The organism is Apibacter muscae, assembly GCF_007845635.1.
GTDB classification, from domain to species: Bacteria; Bacteroidota; Bacteroidia; order Flavobacteriales; family Weeksellaceae; genus Apibacter; species Apibacter muscae.
Genome location: NZ_SELG01000029.1, coordinates 153,275 through 172,550, shown reverse-complemented (window position 1 = coordinate 172,550; position 19,276 = coordinate 153,275). Strand labels below are relative to the sequence as shown.

8 protein-coding genes are annotated in these 19,276 nt (G+C 30.2%); 1 reads left to right on the top strand and 7 read right to left on the bottom strand.

What is annotated here, in order from left to right; genetic code table 11:
• Nucleotides 1–8: 8 nt before the first annotated feature.
• The 7 genes from ETU08_RS02835 to ETU08_RS02805 all read right to left on the bottom strand — a co-directional run bounded on the left by ETU08_RS02835 (nucleotide 9) and on the right by ETU08_RS02805 (nucleotide 16,419).
• The gene (locus tag ETU08_RS02835; protein WP_146261499.1) at nucleotides 9–773 is read right to left on the bottom strand and encodes an alpha/beta fold hydrolase; all 765 of its coding nucleotides are present in this window, start codon (nucleotides 771–773) and stop codon (nucleotides 9–11) included.
• On the bottom strand, nucleotides 751–1,050 hold the full coding sequence (locus ETU08_RS02830; RefSeq protein WP_146261498.1) for an acyl carrier protein: 300 nt from the start codon (nucleotides 1,048–1,050) through the stop codon (nucleotides 751–753). The genes ETU08_RS02835 and ETU08_RS02830 overlap by 23 nt, the downstream gene beginning before the upstream one ends.
• Nucleotides 1,038–5,318, bottom strand: a complete 4,281-nt coding sequence (locus ETU08_RS02825) for a type I polyketide synthase (RefSeq protein ID WP_146261497.1) — start codon at nucleotides 5,316–5,318, stop codon at nucleotides 1,038–1,040. Before ETU08_RS02825 ends, ETU08_RS02830 begins: the two co-directional genes overlap by 13 nt.
• A gap of 3 nt (nucleotides 5,319–5,321) precedes the next feature.
• A complete protein-coding gene (locus ETU08_RS02820; RefSeq protein ID WP_185145262.1) occupies nucleotides 5,322–12,461 on the bottom strand; it encodes a type I polyketide synthase in 7,140 nt (2,379 codons plus the stop codon).
• A 205-nt stretch (nucleotides 12,462–12,666) separates the two neighbouring features.
• Nucleotides 12,667–14,031, bottom strand: coding sequence for an MATE family efflux transporter (locus tag ETU08_RS02815; protein WP_146261495.1), 1,365 nt, complete (start codon nucleotides 14,029–14,031; stop codon nucleotides 12,667–12,669).
• Nucleotides 14,032–14,150: 119 nt separating this feature from the next.
• Complete coding sequence (locus ETU08_RS02810) at nucleotides 14,151–14,855, bottom strand: response regulator transcription factor (protein WP_146261494.1); 705 nt, start codon at nucleotides 14,853–14,855, stop codon at nucleotides 14,151–14,153.
• Between the two features lies 1 nt (nucleotide 14,856).
• Nucleotides 14,857–16,419, bottom strand: coding sequence for a sensor histidine kinase (locus ETU08_RS02805; protein WP_146261493.1), 1,563 nt, complete (start codon nucleotides 16,417–16,419; stop codon nucleotides 14,857–14,859).
• Between the two features lie 180 nt (nucleotides 16,420–16,599).
• Here ETU08_RS02805 and clpB point away from each other — a divergent pair, with 180 nt between their 5' ends.
• Nucleotides 16,600–19,227 carry an ATP-dependent chaperone ClpB gene (gene clpB / locus ETU08_RS02800; RefSeq protein WP_146261492.1) on the top strand — a complete coding sequence of 876 codons (2,628 nt, stop codon included), beginning with the start codon at nucleotides 16,600–16,602 and terminating at the stop codon, nucleotides 19,225–19,227.
• The last annotated feature ends 49 nt before the right edge of the window (nucleotides 19,228–19,276 follow it).

Here is a 19,276-nt window from a genome sequence, read left to right as displayed (position 1 = left end):
ATTTTAGTTTATATATTAAAAAATGTACTTAGTTTTTCATTAATCCATACATGGTTTTGTATAGGTATATTATGATCTCCATTTCCTATAAAAAATTTAGATTTTGGTATTGAATTATTTAAAAATTCACCATCCGGTAGACAATCTGATTGATTTCCATACAATAGTAGAGTTTCATGTTTAACCTTCTCCATATTTTCTTTAGATGTAAAATGTTCATCTGTAATAAGATCTTTTGGCAAAGTAGTTTCATGTAGTAGAAAATTATACAAACGTCTATTTTTTTCTAATTGTTTATGATTAGGTTTAATGTTTGTGGAAATACTATAATTTTTCATATATAGTTCCAAAAATTCATTTCCATATTTTTCAAGAACCTTATCTGTTTCTTCGTCTCTATTTGTCAATGGAGAATCAATAATAGCAATTCTTTCAATTTTTTCAGGATAGTAGATGGCTATATATAAGGCGATTAGTCCGCCAAAACTATAACCTACAATACTCACTTTCTCTAGCTTAAATTTTTCCAGCAAATCAATAAAATCTTTTGAGAGAGTCTTTAAATCATACCCATGATCTACTTTTTCACTTAATCCATGACTTTTAAGATCATACATGATAATTCTATATTCTTTGGCTAGAATAGGTGCTATGTTAAAATAGAATATAGAAGAATTAGTGAACATACCATGAATCATCACAATAGTACTTTTTCCTTCCGGATTTAATTCTAAAACATTAACATTTTTATTATTTATCTTTATTAAGGGCATCAACAATAAGATTTACTATGTCTTCAATTGATAATTTTATTAATTGTTCCATCTCCATTTCTGAAAGCCAGCCGTTAAAATCAATAACGTCCCCATATTTTGTCTTCACTTTTTCTGCAAGTGAAACAATTTCAATACTATCCATTTCTAGGTCTTTAGTAAAAATACTCTTTGGAGAAATATCTAATTCTTCAGCTATATCTTCTCCTATTATTTCAATTATGTATTTTTTTAATTGCTCGTAAACTTCTTCCTTTTGCTTTTCTATTGGGTCCATCCTATTATATAATTATTTAACTTTATAGTTTTTATTTTTGTTTTATTTATTGTTAGTATGCTATCCTCTATGTTTTCAACTTCATATTTTTTAGGGTTTCCTTGTAAACCTAATCCTAATTTCTTACCATAAGCTTCTTTTGCAACCCATAAACGAGTACTCCATTCTGAAAGATCTTTATCTTTAATTAATTTTAATTCATTTTCTGTAAAGGATAGATCTAAGAATCCTTGTTCTCTGGATTGAATAAGTTCTATATCTATACCTATGGGCTTATCAGAAACAATACTTACTGAATTGCTATCTTTATGCGCTAAAGATATTTCAATTTTTTCAGCTTCTGAAACACCCCGTACATAAGGTTTATTATTTAAATCATGTTGAACGCTGATTTCAATTGGGTAATAATTTTTTCCAAACTTATTAGAAATGTATTTTCGTACATTATCTTTTAAACATATTCTACTTATGAGAAAATCTTTCTTTTTGTTGAGCATTAAGGAATTATAATGTTCTTTTTCTTCTTTATTAAGATATATGTTCATTAAAAAATCCCAGTTAACAGCTCTTTTATATATATTATTGAAGAAGTATATATTATTTTCTTCTATGTTTTTAGAAATTATATTTTCAGAAGGATTCATGGTCATATTCCACAGATTTTTATCAAATCCTTCAAAAATCTGATTTTTCCAGCCTTTGATTATGCACCAAATTTTATTATCTCTTTTAATAATAATATCGCTAGTAGCAATTTTTTCAGTAATTGAAGTAGGTAAGCATATACATTCAAAAGTTCCTTCTTGATCTGTAAATTCTTGATAAAAATTAATCTCTTCTATTTTTACTGGAAAACTCACATTCGATTCTTCTCCAAGGGTTAATTGTAAATAGAGACCGAACAATTGACCAATGTTATCCAATAAGGATCCTTTACCTGTTGATTTTTTAATGATGGCCCTAAGTCCTTTTTGAGTAATATTTTTTATTTCTTGAATCCCTTGGTAGGCAGGTCCATGGAACATATGACTTGAATAGATAGTGTTGGGATAAGGTATAGAAGCTATATCTTTTCCTAAATCAAAGTCTTGAGTATAATAAGGTTCAGGGTTATAAAACTTATTTCCTAGAGTAACTTCAGCATTTGCGAAATTTTTAATTTTTAAAGAAATATTAGATTTATTCTTCCATGTGCCTTCAATGATTTGCTGAAAAGGTTTTGATACTTTCATCCATTGGAAAACGCTAACCGGGCCTAAGCATAATATTTTTTTATCAGGAGCTTGTTTAAGAGCTGTTTCCATAAGTAATTCCAAAGACATTGTCATAGGTATTACAGGATTTATATCTTCTAAATCTTTCCAGTATTTGGGCTGTTTAAATAAAGAATGATCAATTATATAAGGATGGTCCTCTAAGGAAATGTATAAATTTTCTTTAAAAGAAGAATCTTTTCTAGGTAGAGGTTGGTTAGAAAGAGGTTTATTAGTTTCAACCTTCTTTAAATGATGTATAGGTATATTCCTTTTGTTGTAATAAATATTCTCATTTCGTTTTCGAATGATTTCAGAAAATTCTTTTTGCATATGTAGAATTTCCAAGGTATTATCATTCAGAGCTTGAATTACTGGGTGATTAGATTTGATCAGGAAATCATCTATTTTGTTAGGGGTATGAGTTGAATTTTCCTGTGTGTTTTTAACTAATGCTTGTAGAGTGTGTAATTCCTTTACAATGGTTGATTTTTCGTTTAGAGATATTTCAATACAATTTTGAGTTTTTGAATTTTTTAAACCTAAAAAATCAATGTTAATACTTTTACCTTCAATAAATAACAACGCTAATATTCGTCTTAATTGCTCTAATGATTTTCGATTAGGTACTAAAGATGATATTGCTGAATAATCCTTTTCCTTTAGTATATCATCTACAAAGCCAATCAAGCTACCACCACCAACTTGAATAAATATTCTTGCTTTTTCTTGACTATACAATTTTTGTATTAACTCTCGAAATAATACGGGTTCTGTTAAGTGTTTAATGGTTAATTCTTTAAACTCTTTTTCATTATGAGAATATTGTTCTAAGGTAGTTGCAGACCAAACAGGGATCGTATTTTTCTTTAGTTTAATATGTTCTAGAGCCTCATCTAACAAATAAAGTTTATCTTTAATAAAAGGTGAATGAAATCCAGATTGAAATGTTAGAACTTGATAAAATATTTGTTTAGATTTTAAATAATTTATTAAAGTATCTTTTGCTTTTTCAGTTCCACACAATAGTACTTGACTTGGACAATTGTCGTTGGAAAGGTATAAATCCGGAATATTTTCAAGTATAGGATTAATTTTTTCTGCTCCAGCTCCAACAGCTATAAAGTAGATACCTTCAATTTCAAATTTTTCAGGATCCATAGATTTTAATAAATCTGAAGTAGTATTGTCGCTAAACAGACCAGCTGCATTTGCTGCAAACCATTCTCCTAGACTATGACCTGCGTTCATATCTGGAAGAACACCTATATCTTTTAAGGCTTTATTAGATATCTCACAAGCATATGATTGTTTAAAAGATTGATTCAATAATCGTTGATCGTCTTCTTTTAGATTCTGATTATAAGAATTTTTTAAATCAAAATATGGAGCAATACTTTCTATTTCTAGATGGGAGGAAGGATCAAACCCTGGGAATAAAAAAACTATTTTACCATTTTCATTTAGAAGAGGTTCGTTTGTAAACCAAATATCTTGCCTACCTTTCCAAGGTTTATCTTTTGAAATCAGTTTTTTTGCTTTTTCAATGCGTTCTTTAACTGGATTAAATAAGACTAAACGATATTTTCCAGTATTGTTTGCAATAGAAAAATTTTCTTCATCCAGTGCTTTGATTAATTCTTCTTTAGAATTTGCAGTAACAGCTATAACTTCGTCTGTAAACCTAACTGAAGATAAGCTTTTTAGTTTGGAATTCTTGTCATGAACTTTAATTATTGTGTGCACATTCATTCCTTCTAATCCGAAGGAATTAATTCCAGCATACATTAAATTCATGTTTTGAATATTTTGTGTAGGAATATTAATTGGCGTGTCTTTTAATTCCTCATTGCAAATTTTACCATTTAATGTTGATGGAATTTCCTGATTATAAAGTGATAAGACAACTTTAATTATACTAGCAATTCCTGAGGCAGAAAGTGTATTTCCTATATTAGGTTTAAGAGTTCCAACCGTAATATTTTTGTCTTTAAATAAGTTTGAAAGAACTTTTATTTCTGTTTGATCCTCTTTATTCATTGAAGAAGCACTAGCTTCAATATAATCGATATCTTTGGGAGATATTTGTGCTTGCTTCCATGCGTTTTTAATGGCTTCTTTTTGTCCTATTTCAATATCTGAAATTGAATTTGAACTTATGCCTTGTATGGTAGCATAAATTTTATTATTATCTAAGATAGCTTGATCAAGTTTTTTTAAAATAACGAAGCCTGCACCTTCACCCAAAAAAATTTCTCCAGAGTTATTGAAAATTTGATCGTTTGGATTGTTGTTTAAAATACCTTTTTTTGAATAAATTCCTAAATTAGTAGAATTAAGAGTAAAATTAATACCCCCAACAATTCCTATTTCTACGCGGTTGGATGTTAATTCTTTGATTGCATGTTCTAACGCTAGTAAAGAACTTGAATATGATGAATCTAAAGAATAAGCTGCTCCATTAATATTAAGTTTATTTGAGATAAAAGACGCGATGTTTGTACTAATTATTCTATCTGCATTTCTGTTCTTTAAGTATTCTTTTTCAATTTCTGCAATTTGATCTTCTGTTAAGTTAGGTAAAATATTTCTAATAATTTGTATCAATTGTTCTTTAGTGTGAAAAGTATCAATGGCATTTATATTAGAAGAACTAATATTATTTTCTTTACCAATTATTACACAAGAATTTGATAAGTCATTTCTTGAAATAGAAGCATCTTCTAGCGCATCCACAACTAATTTAAAGGCTAATAAATTATCGATATCAACATTTTGAATTTCTGACTTTGTAAGATTTAAACTTTCAAAGTCAAGATTTATTGAAGGAATAAATCCACCTTTAATTGAGGTTAAACAATTCGTTGTATTCTTTACAAGAATATCAAATTTAGAATTAGGAGCTTCAGTTATTGAATTTTTACCAGAAATAAGATTGTTCCAAAATTCCTGAATATTTTTTGCATCGGGGAAGAGGCAGGACATTCCTACAATTGCAATATCTATATTTTTCATAAATTAAATACCAAAAAATTGTTTAACATCGTCTTCACTTCCTCCCATAACTAGTACTTGACTATGGGTGCCGTATTTCAACTCATTAACAAATTCTTTACCTCCTTGTTTTAAAGGAATCATTCCAACTCCTCTTTTCTTAAATTCTGCTTCTAATGCACTTGAAACCATTCCGGTACCTTTCCAAGGTCCCCAATTTATGGTAAGTATACGAATATCCTTTATATTCTTTGCTAATAAAGATATTCTATCAAAAATACCATTAGCTGCTGCATAATCTATTTGTCCACGATTTCCATAAACAGAAGCAATGCTACTAAAGAAAACCATAAATTTTAGATTATCTTTTAATTCATCTAATAAAACATGGAGAGGTTTAATTTTAGTTGTATATACTTTTTCAAAAGATTCATAGGTCTTTTGAGAAAAAAGTTTATCTTCTAAAATACCTGCTGCATGGATTACTCCATCAATTTTCCCGTATTGTTTATAAATGTTTTTAATTAATTTTTTAAACTCATTATCGTTAGTAACATCTAGAGAGAAATAAGTAACCTTAGATCCTGAACTTTCTATTTGTGAAATAGTTTTAATGATTTGATTGGTTTTATCAATCATTTGTGCCTTTTTTTCTATTTCAGCAGGAATTTTCATTCCTTCATTGCTAATTAAAAATTTTCTAATTTCATTTTTATTATTCAATGAAATATACTTATTATCATCATCTGTTGGTTTTTTTGAACGTCCAACTAATATATAATTGCAAGGATATTCCGTGGATAATTGTTCAGTTAATTCGGCAGTGATGCCTTGGGCGCCACCTAAGACTAGCACTACAGAATCAGTATCTAATTCAAGCTTTGAATTTTTTTGGGTTTGAATTTTTTCAGGAATTAAATTTAATCGGTAGCGGTCTTTATTTTTGTAAAATACTTCTGCTGAAATGTCTGAGATCTCAAGTTCTTGATATATTAAAGTAGGCAAATATTCATTAAAATCAGTAAGTGAGGATATAATTCTACAATTGATTTTGGAATATTCACGAGCTAAACTTTTTATAAATCCAGAATATCCTGGTAATATTTTAAATTCAGAAATGCTTTGTTTTTTTTCTAAACCAGCCATGATATCTTCAATGAGATAAATCCATTGAACCTTATCCATATTTAGCTTTTTAATCATATGGAATACATCTTCAATGGTGTAATCTATGGAAGATTTATTAGTTTTAAAAATTAATAGACCATCGTATTTAGATAAATCATTTTCATTACCGGTAATAAAATCAACAAATGCACCTTTTTCTTCTAATAATTTTTTAACATTCTTACTTAAATTATCGCCTTGATCTGTTAACGCAAAATATTTATTAGTTATTTCAAGCTTTTCTTTAGAATCTATAGGATAATTTTTAAGCTCAAAAAAAGTTCTTAAAATAGGTTCATTCTCAATATTATTTTCATTTAAGTCGCTTTCTAATTCAGCTATGGTTTCAGCATCAAAAGAAATAGTACTTATAGAAGAATTTGCTTGGGTAGTTATTACTTTTGTTTCTTTTTTTAAGTCTTCATTCACTAATTCTTCCACCCACCCAATAACGCCATTTAATGTTTTGATAGAAGCCATTTTTTCAATAGCATCTTCAGATTCTTCAAAATCAGCAGTAATATTTAGCTTTTCTTTTAAAGCACCAATAATTTCCATTCTTTTAATAGAATCGATGCTTAAATCTGCTTCTAAATCTAAATCTAATCCTAGCATATCTACAGGATAACCAGTTTTTTCGCTTACAGTATCCAATAATGTGCTCTTGATTATTTCTAGAGATATAGATTCTTTGCCCTGATTACTTTGGGTAATTCCGTGATTGGAATTGGAAGAATCGATTATATGTTTTGAGTTTTGCTCTTCTTTAACTAATTCTTCTACCCATCCGATTACACCACTTAATGTTTTAATAGAAGCCATTTTTTCAATCGCATCTTCAGATTCTTCAAAATCAGCGGTAATATTTAGCTTTTCTTTTAAAGCACCAATAATTTCCATTCTTTTAATAGAATCAATGCTTAAATCAGCTTCTAAATCTAGGTCTAAACCTAGCATATCCACAGGATAACCAGTTTTTTCACTTACGGTATCAAGCAGAGTATTTTGTATAATTTCTAAGGATATGGACGGAGAGGATTTAGCTGGTGCTAGATCTTGAGCATTATTTTGTGGTGATTCTATAATATCGGAAGAACCATTGCTAGATTTATATTGTATTGTATTTTTTTGAAAAATATCTTTAGTTTCAACTCTTGGATTTATATGAATTTCTTGACCTAGATAGCCCAACATTACATCTCGTTGATTTTGAATCATACTTTTCATATTTCCCAAATATTCAAGCATGATATGGTCAGATTCTGTTAGATTTTCAGAATTATAATTTTGGGAGCTTAATTTCCCTAATAAATTTAAAGGTTGAACTATTGGTAATGCTCCATTTGCTGGTAACTCTCCAATAGATGGTACAGCATAATGCCCATTAATTAACCAGTTGGTTGGTTTGTTCTTGTAGAATTCAGGTTCATCAATTTTTAATTTCGCAACCTCTCTATCTTCAAATAATTTCTCTAAATTAATATTTCTACCGGTAGAAATATATTGTGCAATTCCTTGTAGTAAAAAACTTATACCTTCTTTCCCTTTTTCCTCCGTTTGGATTGTCACGATATCTTCTTTCCCTAAAATAGTTTGTACTAAATTGGTCAATACTCTGCCAGGACCCGTCTCAATGAAAATTTTTACGTTATTGTTGTATAAGTTATTGACCTCTTGAGTAAATAATACCGGTTTAATAAGATGTTCAGAAAGTCGTTCTTTGATTTTAGTCTCTTGAGAAGGATATTCTTCTGCAGTAGTATTGGACCAAACAGGTATTTTTGGTTCTTTAAATTTAATATCTTTAAGTATTTTGCTATAGAATTTTTCAGCATCTTTAAGTAGGGGGCTATGGAAAGCACAATCTACAGTTAATTCTTTGCATGAAATCTTGTTTTCTTTAGCTTTTTCTATAAATTTAGCAACTGCTGATGTACTACCAGCTAAAATAATTTGTTTTTGAGAATTATAATTTACTGCCCATATTTCATTTTCATCTTTTAATAAAGAACTTAATTGTTCTTCATTGGCACTAGTGACAATCATTTTTCCCTTATCCTCTTTTATAGCTTTAAGGATAGATTCAGCTCTTTCTTTACTTAAATAAACAAGTTTTTCAGAATCAAAAACTCCTGCAAAACATAAAGCAGGTAATTCACCATAACTATGTCCCGCAACTACATCAGGAGTGATACCTAAAGAATTTAAAAACTCTGCAATAGCTAAATCTACAATTCCTAGGGTAGGTTGAGCATTTCTTGTGTCAGTTATGATCTTATTTTGTTGAATTTTACTACCATTATCAAAAACAGTATGAGGAAATAATATTTTTTCATATTCTCTGTTTTGATTTAATAACTTCCTCATGGATGGAAAGGCTACAAATAAATCTCTAGCCATATTAACGCGTTGGCTTCCTTGACCTGAGAAAAGAAATGCTACTTTTCCATCAATTTCTTTTCTTAAATAAATATTTTGATCTTCTTTATTAAGAAGAACATTATCAATTTTTAAATCTAATTCCTCTATATTTTGTGCAATAATAGAAAATTGAATTTCTTTTTGATTATAGGTAGCTAAACTGTAAGCAATGTCTTTGATTTTTAGACTTTTATTTGTATTAAGTAAAGTTTTAATTTTTTTTGCTAATAAGAGAGCTTCCTCTTTATGATCTCCTCTAAAAATAAAGAGTTCTGAGGGCCAACTATTTAATGGACTGGCCTTTTTTATATCGGATTGATAGTTTTCGATAACTACATGGAAGTTAGTTCCTCCAAATCCGAATGCACTTATTCCTGAAATTCTTTTATCGTCGTTCCATAATCCAGCTTGAGTATTAAATACAAAAGGACTTAATTCTTGATTGTAATAAGTGTTTGGTTTCTTTAAATTTATTGTTGGTGGTTTTATGCCGTAGTAAGTAGATAATGCTGCTTTAATTACGCCCGCAATACCAGCGGAACATTTCGTATGTCCAATTTGGGTTTTTACAGAACCTAAGTGGGTTTGACCCACTTGAGCTCCAGATTCTAAAAACATATCAGTAAGAGCATTTAACTCTGTACGGTCTCCAACTACTGTGCCTGTTCCATGTGCTTCAATTAATCCAACTTCTGAAGGCAAAACTCCTGCATTTTTATACGCTCGTTGTAAAGCTTTCATTTGTCCTTTTTTGTTAGGTGCTGTCATTCCTAAACTTTTTCCGTCGCTACTTCCACCTGTGCCACGGATAACTGCGTAAATTCTATCGCCATCTTGTTCAGCGTCTTCCAGTCTTTTTAAAACTAACATAGCAATCCCTTCTCCTAAAGCTATCCCATCAGAATCAGCATCAAAAGAGGCGCATTTACCTTTTCTAGAGAGAGCATGTGTTGCAGAGAACATTAAAAAATCGTTTAATCCATTATGTAAATCTGCACCACCAACCAAAACTATGTCTGATCTATTACTTTGTAATTCTTGGCAAGCAATATCCATGGCAGCTAAGGATGAGGCGCAAGCCGCATCAACGGTATAATTGCAACCGCCTAGATTTAAACGATTGGTAATTCTACCTGCAACTACATTGGATAGTACTCCAGGAAATGAATCTTCATTTAGTTTAGGTAGGGCTTTTTTTAATTCTTCTGGTAGTTCTCCAAAAACTTGTTTAGCATAACCTCTAAATCCATAGCTTGAAGCAAGATCTGTAGCTCCTTCTGCACCAATAATAACGGAAGTATTTTCTCCATCAAAATTTTTCATATCATAACCGGCATCTTCAAAAGCTCTTTTTGCTACGAGTAGACTTAATAGCTGAACAGGTTCAATGGAAGCTAATGATTGTGGAGGAATTCCAAATTCTAAAGGATCAAAGTCAATGGTTGGTATAAAACCTCCCCATTTAGAAGATATATAATCTGTATCTCTTGTATTAGGATTGTAGAAAAGATCTTTATTCCATCGGTCGTCAGGAACTTCAGTAATACAATCCTCTCCTAATAAAATATTTTTCCAATATTCATCAAGATCTTTGGCTTTTGGAAATATTCCAGCCATTCCGACAATGGCTAACTTGGTGTTTTTTTGTTTATTTGCTGGTTTTGATATTTCACTTAAATTAGATATGAGAGTATTATTGTCTATGGCAACTTCTTTATGAAGATCTTTTATACTAACCGCTTTATTTCTTAATGAAGCTATTGCTCCAATCATAAAGACACCTTTTTGAAGTTGTTCCTTATGGTTTAATTCAACGAGTTTATCTCCTTTTCTTTCAATTCCTTTTGCAGAAATTCTTTGACGGCCCAAGTTCATTTCTTCTAATTTTAACCAAACTTCTTTAGAGTCTAGTCCTTGAGCTATTAGACGTTTCTTTTCATTAAGGAATTCTTCAGTAAAAGGTGTAGGTAAAGCTCTTGTTTCTTGCCCGGCTGCGGCTTCAAGTAATATAGTTTTATCTAAATTTATGGACTCTTGTTGATAGACTTTAGAAATAGCACCGGTATCTACAGCCTCTTTCGTAAATAGGTAAGAGCTACCCATAAGGATTCCAATTTTTACTCCTTTTGCAGCAAGTGATGCTGACATTATTGATACAAATGCCGATGAGAATGAATCATGGATTCCACCAGCAAAGAAAATATTTATTAAGGACGGTTGTTCTTCTTTAAGTAATCTAAAAATTTGTTTTTCCCAAAGAACTAAACTTGCCAGAGGACCAACATGCCCTCCACTTTCTCTTCCTTCAAAAATGAAATTTTTAGCTCCTTCCTTTAAAAACAAATCTAGTAAGGAAACTGATGGTACATGTAAAAAGGCTTTAATTCCTTCTTTTTCATATGGTTTGGCTAAAGAAGGTCTTCCTCCAGCAATTATAACTACTGGGGGCTTATTTTCTAAAATGTACTTCATTTGTTCTTCTCTAATCTGAGAAGGAGCAAAGCCAAGAATTCCAACCCCCCAAGGTTTATCTTTTAGTAAGTCATAAGTATTTTTAACCGCATTTTTCGCTGCTTTTCCAATCATAAGACTCATAGCTATGAAGGGGATAGCTCCTTCGTTGGCTACTTTTTCAGCAAATTCAGGTATATCACTAACTCTAGCCATTGGTCCCTGGGCTATAGGGTACTTAATTTTTAATTCTTTGGCTAAAGGACTATTTTTTCCAATTGAATTTAATTTTTGAGCTTGTAAAAGATGCCCATAGGTTGCTTCTTTAACGGCAAATACAAAATTGTCTAATTTTTTATATTTTTCTAAATAATCTACAGCTAATGCTATATCTTGCCCCAAAGGGATTAGATTAGATTCAATATCAAGTCCACCAATAAAAGGTTCAACATCTTTGAAGGTAGGGGACTCGGGTAGTTTAGGTGAGTTTTTTCTTGATAAAAATCTATAGTTTTCTACTACAATCGTTTCACTTCCACTTAATTTAGAAAGGATATTTTTTAAATTCTCTGGAGTATTACTCTCTGGAAATAGAGCTACTTGACTATCAAAAATAACCCCATGTGCACCTAATGCTAGAGCAGCAGCAGAAGTATGAACCCCAAATCCTCCTTGTACATATATATTGAAATCAGGATTTGGGTATTTTTTTAGTATATTCTGAAATAGAATAAAAGATGATTCGTAGGAAACCTTTCCTGAACCTTCATTTCCTTTTATTATTATTGATTTAACTCCATTTTTAATAGCTAATTCTGCTTCTTCAAAAGAAAATACTTGGTAAAGTATGTCAATAGTATAATCTAGTTTTATATTTGAAATATATGGAGTTATTACTTTTGAAACATTAGTAGGTATTTCTATTTCAGAAAGAATATATGAACAACCACTAATCCCAAATTTTTCAGAAGTTTTTTCAGAAAGTTCTTTTAATTTATTAATTGCAATTTTTTTATTTCTGCCTAAGTGCAAAATAGGAAAAGCTCCAGATTTTAAAGTTTGTAGTGCTAATCTTACGTTTGGAATTTCAAAAGGTGAAACAATAAGAACTTCTTTATTTTTCATAATTAGTTCAGTTTATATTGAATTATAGATTGTAATTAAACAATGCATACTGTTTTGATACAATAGTTAAGTTTGCAAATATAAAAAAAGAAAATATATTATTGATTTATAATATATTAAAATACTAGTAAATGAAAATAATTATTTATTTTACAATAAATAATAGGTTTGTTTATTATTTATATTAAATAAACAAACGAGATTTTTATTTAATATATTTAAAGGTTTTTATTTGTAGGATAAACATTATTATAGCTATTAATGTAGATATTGTATCAGATATTGTAACAGAATACCATATTCCATTCAATTCAAAATATTTAGGCAGAATATATAAAGCAGGAATCAAGATAAGGAATTGTCGAGTCATGCTTAAAAAGAATGCTTTTATTGCTTTTCCTATGCATTGAAAATAAGAGGAAATTACCATTTGTATTCCACTTAAAGGTAGAGTTAATGTTAATATATGTAAGGCTCTTTCTGCATGTTTAGCTAGATAAGGTGAAGGGTTAAACATTTTAATAATAATATGCGGAAATATTACTCCAGAAATACAACCTATTAAACCTATTATAAATCCAACTTTTAATGTGTATTTTAATGTTTGTTTTACACGATCCAATCGTTTGGCTCCATAGTTATAACCGATTATGGGCTGCATTCCTTGCGTCAATCCTACAATGATCATGATAAACACCATCAATATCCGATTAGCCAAAGTATAAGCCTCTATAGCAATACTTCCACCATAAGAAACTAATCTATGATTGATTATAAAAACAATTAATGAGGCAGCTATCAAAATAAAAAACGGGGCAAACCCTATACTAATAATAGCCCATATTATCCTAAAATCAGGTTTTAATCGTTTCCACTTCAAGGTTAGGGTGTTCTTATGTTGAAAAAAGTGTGTTAATACAAAGCATAAACCTAAGAAGATTGATAAGTTTGTTGCTATTGCAGCTCCTTTCATTCCTAAATTTAGTATAAATATAAAAATTGGAGCTAGAATAATGTTTGCTCCTACGCCAATTAGCATCGTGTACATAGCTTTCTTAGGGTAACCCGAAGATCTCATGATATTATTTAAAGAGAAATTTAAAATTAAAAAAATATTCCCTGGTAGATAATACTTTAAAAATTCTTTGGCAAAAGGTAAAGTTTCAGAAGTAGTCCCTAACAAAAAGAGGATTTTATCAATATAAATGTATATATATATAACGGGAAAGAGTGTTAAAACAATGCTTAATATAATTGAATTGCCAACTATTTTTTCAGCTGAAATATTATCTTTTTTTCCTAGAAAAATGGATGTTCTTGCTGCTGCTCCAGCGCCTATTAGCATACCTATTCCAGAAAGAAAATTCATAATTGGAAGTAAAATACCCAAGCCGCCATTGGCATGATCTCCTAAATATTTGTTATTGCCAATATATATGCTGTCAATAATGCTATATAAAGCAACTGCAACGGTTCCAATGATTCCAGGGATAGCATATTCCCATAAAAGAGAACTTATTTTTTTATTTTCTAAATCGTAAATATTATGAACTTTTTTTAAATTATCCATTTTATATAAATAATATTAATCAACAAAAACTTAAAAAGTTTAGTAAAGGTATTACTAAACTTTTTAAGTTTTCACTCATAAAATGAAAATAATAATTGTGCTATTTCAGTTATCTAGGCTTATTCTTTTACCAAAAGACGGAATCCTTCTCCATGTATATTGGCAATTTCAATATTGTCATCTTCTTTCAATAATTTTCTAATTTTAGCAATGTAAACATCCATACTTCTAGAAGTAAAGTAATTGTCATTGTGCCATATTTTGGTTAGAGCTTCTTCTCTAGGCATTAGGTCGTTCTTATATTTACATAATAATTTTAATAATTCATTCTCTTTGGGAGATAGTTTATGCATTTTTCCATTTATCTCAAGTTGTCTTAACTTAGTATTAAATTTGAAATTAGATATCTCATAAACTTCCTTTACATCATTCTCACTATTGATTGTAGAATTTGAATTTCTTTGGAGTACAGCATTAATTTTGTAAAGCAATACTTCAGAATCGAAGGGTTTAGTTATATAGTCATTTGCTCCTAATTTATACCCGGTTAAAATATCCTCGCGCATATTTTTAGCGGTTAGAAAGATCAATGGAATATCAGGATTTAAATCAATAATTTCTTTAGCTAAAGTAAATCCGTCCTTTTTAGGCATCATTACATCAGAGAGGCATACATCAAAGGTGTCAGCTTTAAATTTTTCTAAACCATCTTCTCCATCAATTGCTAAAGTAACGTCGTAGTCATTAAGGGTAAGATAGTCCTTTAATACCGATCCAAAACTAGGGTCGTCCTCTACAAGTAATAACTTAATTTTTTTTTCCATTTTAATTATGATTTAGAGGTAGATTAATTATAAATGTAGTACCTTTATTAGGTTTACTTACAACTTTAATACCACCATTATGTAATTTAATAATATTCTTAACGTAGGTTAAGCCCAGTCCATGCCCTTTTACGTTATGAATATTTCCACTTTCTTCTCTATAAAATTTTTCAAATATTTTTTTTACCACATTTTCAGACATACCTTTTCCTTTGTCAGTAATCTCAATAATATAATCATTATTTTTATTATATGTTTTTAGAGTTATATCTGGTTCATTAGGTGAATACTTATTTGCGTTGTCTAGTATATTTACAAAAGCATTGGTTAAATGAAATCCATCCACGTTAGCTATATAGTTAATGGCAGTATAATTTTCAGTAATTTTCCCGCCTCTTTGTTCTACTTGAAGGCGTATGGTTTTAACGCTATTTTTAAGAATTTCTCGAATGTTTGTTTCTTTTCTAATTAATTCAAGAGAATTTCTCTCAAGTTTAGACATTCTTAAAACCATTTCAACCTGCTTTTTCATTCTTTCGTTTTCCTGTTTAATAAGGGAAGAATAGAAAAGAATTTTCTCTGTATTTGCTTGTACTTTCTCTGATTTTAAAGCATCTGCTGCAATATTAATGGTTGCAATAGGTGTTTTAAATTCATGAGACATATTGTTTATAAAATCCGTTTTTATTTCAGAGATTTTTTTCTGTCGGTACATATAATAGATAGATACAGAATAAATGGCTATTATAACTAGAGTTGAAGCTATAGTTAAGCCGATTGCACCAAATATTGGATTGAGTACTGAATATTGTTTCGAAGGAAAGTAAACAGATAGATAATAATTTGCAATGTCTTTTCCGTCTGAAAATAAGATGACATTGTAATTTTCTTTAGGTTGTTTACTTAATACAAAGTCTTTGCTATGAATTTTAGTGATTTCAAATTTGTTATTGAGTACGCCTGATTCAAATTTAGTATCGATGTTTTGCTTTCTTAGCTCAATGTTAACGACAGAGTCAATTAACTGTATATTAACCCTAGATTCTAAACTCATTTGGTTGATACTAAGTCTTGCAAATTCATCTAAAGTAAATTTTGGACTCACAAAACTATTTTCAATGCTTTGTTCAATAGGTTTTAAATTAGAATCGTTAGAATCTTTCTTAATTTTTAGGACACCTTCGTCGGTGAGTAAATTGGTGATTTTTAAAGTATCTTTTTTTGAGAAAGGAATAATTAAAGGTTTGCGATTAACAATCGTTTTTTTATACATAATGTATTTTACTGATTGTGAATCAATAACACTCATAGCGGTCTGAATAGTGCTAGAGTCTTTTTGGTTATTTATATTCTGATAAAAATTTGTAAAAGGTTTATAAAATTTATTGATTTCAATAGAGTTAATTTTTTGTGCAGAATTATTTAAAGCCTTATATACGCGTGAAGAAAAGTCCTGTTCTCCAGCATCGATAGATTGCTTAAGCCAGAAAACTTGCAAGCCTACAAATACTACAAGAGAGATAGTCATTAGACTAGATAAGATCGGGATAAATTTTTCCTTCATATCACAAAAATAAACAAATTTATTTTATTCAATATAGGCTTAATTAAGGACAAAAAGACAGCATTTTAGCTTAATCAATGACTTTTTGTCTTTTCTGTTGTTCCAATTATTAAGCAGTAAGTATTTTCTCCATTTGGCTTATATTTTGAATATAAAATGTTATAAAAATCGAATATAGACATGGATATCAATAAATTAACAATAAAATCACAAGAGGCTTTACAACAAGCGCAAAACTATACTCAAGAATTAGGAAATCAAGCGATTGAACCTGCACATTTGCTTAAAGCGCTATTAACGAGTGAGGCAAGTGTAATTACTTTTATTGTAAAAAAGCAAAACTCTAATCTAGCTTATATAAATTCTGAATTGCAGAATATATTAAATTCCTTACCTAAAGTTTCCGGAGGGCAATTGTATCTTTCACATAATGCGAATAAGGTGTTGACAGATGCACAAACAGAAGCAAATAAGATGAAAGATGAGTTTATAAGTTTAGAACATCTGTTTTTAGCTATTTTATCTGTTGGAGATGCAACTTCCCAATTATTAAAAAATCAAGGAGTTACTAGAGATGGTGTTTTAAAAGCCATAGAAGAAATAAGGAAAGGAGAAAGAGTAACCTCTCAAACAGCAGAAGATAATTACAATTCCTTAAATAAATATGCGAAAAATTTAAATGAATTAGCGCTAGAAGGTAAGTTAGATCCTGTTATAGGAAGGGATGAAGAAATAAGAAGGGTTCTTCAAATCCTATCAAGAAGAACAAAAAATAATCCTATTTTAATTGGAGAGCCTGGGGTTGGTAAAACAGCCATTGCAGAAGGTATAGCGCATAGAATTATAAATGGAGATGTTCCTGAAAATTTGAAAGATAAAACGATATTTTCATTAGACATGGGAGCATTAATTGCTGGAGCTAAATATAAGGGCGAGTTTGAGGAAAGGCTTAAATCAGTAGTTAAGGAAGTAACTTCCTCTGAGGGGAATATAATACTTTTCATAGACGAAATACATACTCTAGTAGGTGCTGGAGGAGGTGAAGGAGCAATGGATGCAGCCAATATTCTAAAACCAGCACTAGCAAGAGGGGAATTAAGATCCATTGGTGCTACCACTTTAAATGAATATCAAAAATATTTTGAAAAAGATAAAGCTCTGGAAAGACGTTTTCAAAAAGTTATGGTAGAGGAACCAGGTGTAGAAGATGCGATAGCTATTTTAAGAGGGATTAAAGAAAAATACGAAGCTCACCATAAAGTACGTATTAAAGATGAAGCAGTAATTGCTGCAGCAGAGCTTTCCAATCGATACATTTCCGATCGTTTTCTTCCAGATAAGGCGATAGATTTAATTGATGAAGCCTCTTCTAAATTACGTATGGAAATGAATTCAAAACCCGAGGAGTTAGATGCTTTAGATAGAAAAAAAATGCAGTTGGAGATTGAGTTAGAAGCGGTAAAAAGAGAGACAGAGAGTCCTACTTCTAATGAAGCTATAAAGCTCTCCAATGAAAAAAAACTTGAAAATGTGAAGCAAGAGTTAGCTCAACTAAACGAAAAACGGGATGAATTGAGTGCCTCTTGGAAGGCTGAAAAAGAGCGCGCTGAAAGAGTTCAGGAAATTAGAAAAAATATTGAAGAGCTAAAGTTGGAGGCGGATAAAGCAGAGAGAGCAGGAGACTATGGAAAGGTTGCGGAGTTGCGTTACGGTAAAATTAAAGAAAAAGAAGAAGCCTTAATTCAAGCGGAAGAGGAATTATCAGAAGATAAACCTCGTTTAATAAAAGAAGAAGTTGATTCAGAAGACATAGCTGAAGTTGTAGCTAAGTGGACAGGTATACCTGTTACTAAATTGGTGCAAAGTGAAAGAGAAAAATTGTTAAATCTAGAACAAGTTTTACATAAGCGAGTGGTAGGACAAGAGGAGGCTATTGAAGCTGTGGCAGATGCTATTCGTAGAAATAGAGCTGGATTGAATGATGAAAGAAAACCTATAGGATCTTTCTTGTTTTTAGGTACAACAGGCGTAGGTAAAACTGAATTAGCAAAAGCTTTGGCGGAGTTTCTTTTCGATGATGAAAATTCCATGACCCGTATTGATATGAGTGAGTATCAAGAGAAACATTCGGTAAGTCGCTTGGTGGGTGCGCCTCCGGGGTATGTAGGATATGACGAAGGTGGACAGTTAACCGAAGCTGTGAGGAGAAAACCTTATTCCGTTGTATTGTTAGATGAGATCGAAAAAGCACATCCAGATGTATTCAATGTATTATTACAGGTATTGGACGATGGGCGTTTAACGGATAATAAGGGTAGAATGGTTAATTTTAAAAATACCATAATAGTTATGACCTCTAATTTGGGTTCTCACCTAATACAAGAAAATTTTGAAAAATTACAGGAAAACAATTACAAGGAAATTTTAGAGTTAACTAAAAAAGAGGTTTTAGAACTATTAAGAAAAACCCTTAGACCAGAATTTTTAAATAGAATTGATGAGACAATTATTTTTAAACCTTTAAACAAAAATGAAATACGAGGTATAATAGATATTCAATTAGATTCCTTGAATAAAATTTTAGCAAAAAAAGGTATAAATATGAGAATGACAGAGGAAGCGAAAGATTATATAATGAGTAAAGGTTATGATCCTTCCTTTGGGGCTAGACCTTTGAAAAGAATAATTCAACATGAAATTCTTAACCAATTGTCGAAAGAAATTTTAGGTGGAAAGATTAATGATAATGAAAATATAATAGCAGATTATTTTCCAGAAACTGGATTGGTTTTTAGAAAGGATAATTAATTGTACCAGCTCTAAATAAAAAACCTGAATTATTATTCAGGTTTTTTTT

Excerpts from the sequence above, each read along its gene's own strand:
- ETU08_RS02805 (WP_146261493.1), bottom strand. The coding sequence starts at position 16,419 with ATGAAGGAAAAATTTATCCCGATCTTATCTAGTCTAATGACTATCTCT.
- ETU08_RS02830 (WP_146261498.1), bottom strand. The coding sequence starts at position 1,050 with ATGGACCCAATAGAAAAGCAAAAGGAAGAAGTTTACGAGCAATTAAAA.
- ETU08_RS02810 (WP_146261494.1), bottom strand. The coding sequence starts at position 14,855 with ATGGAAAAAAAAATTAAGTTATTACTTGTAGAGGACGACCCTAGTTTT.
- ETU08_RS02825 (WP_146261497.1), bottom strand. The coding sequence starts at position 5,318 with ATGAAAAATATAGATATTGCAATTGTAGGAATGTCCTGCCTCTTCCCC.
- ETU08_RS02820 (WP_185145262.1), bottom strand. The coding sequence starts at position 12,461 with ATGAAAAATAAAGAAGTTCTTATTGTTTCACCTTTTGAAATTCCAAAC.
- ETU08_RS02835 (WP_146261499.1), bottom strand. The coding sequence starts at position 773 with ATGCCCTTAATAAAGATAAATAATAAAAATGTTAATGTTTTAGAATTA.
- ETU08_RS02815 (WP_146261495.1), bottom strand. The coding sequence starts at position 14,031 with ATGGATAATTTAAAAAAAGTTCATAATATTTACGATTTAGAAAATAAA.
- clpB (WP_146261492.1), top strand. The coding sequence starts at position 16,600 with ATGGATATCAATAAATTAACAATAAAATCACAAGAGGCTTTACAACAA.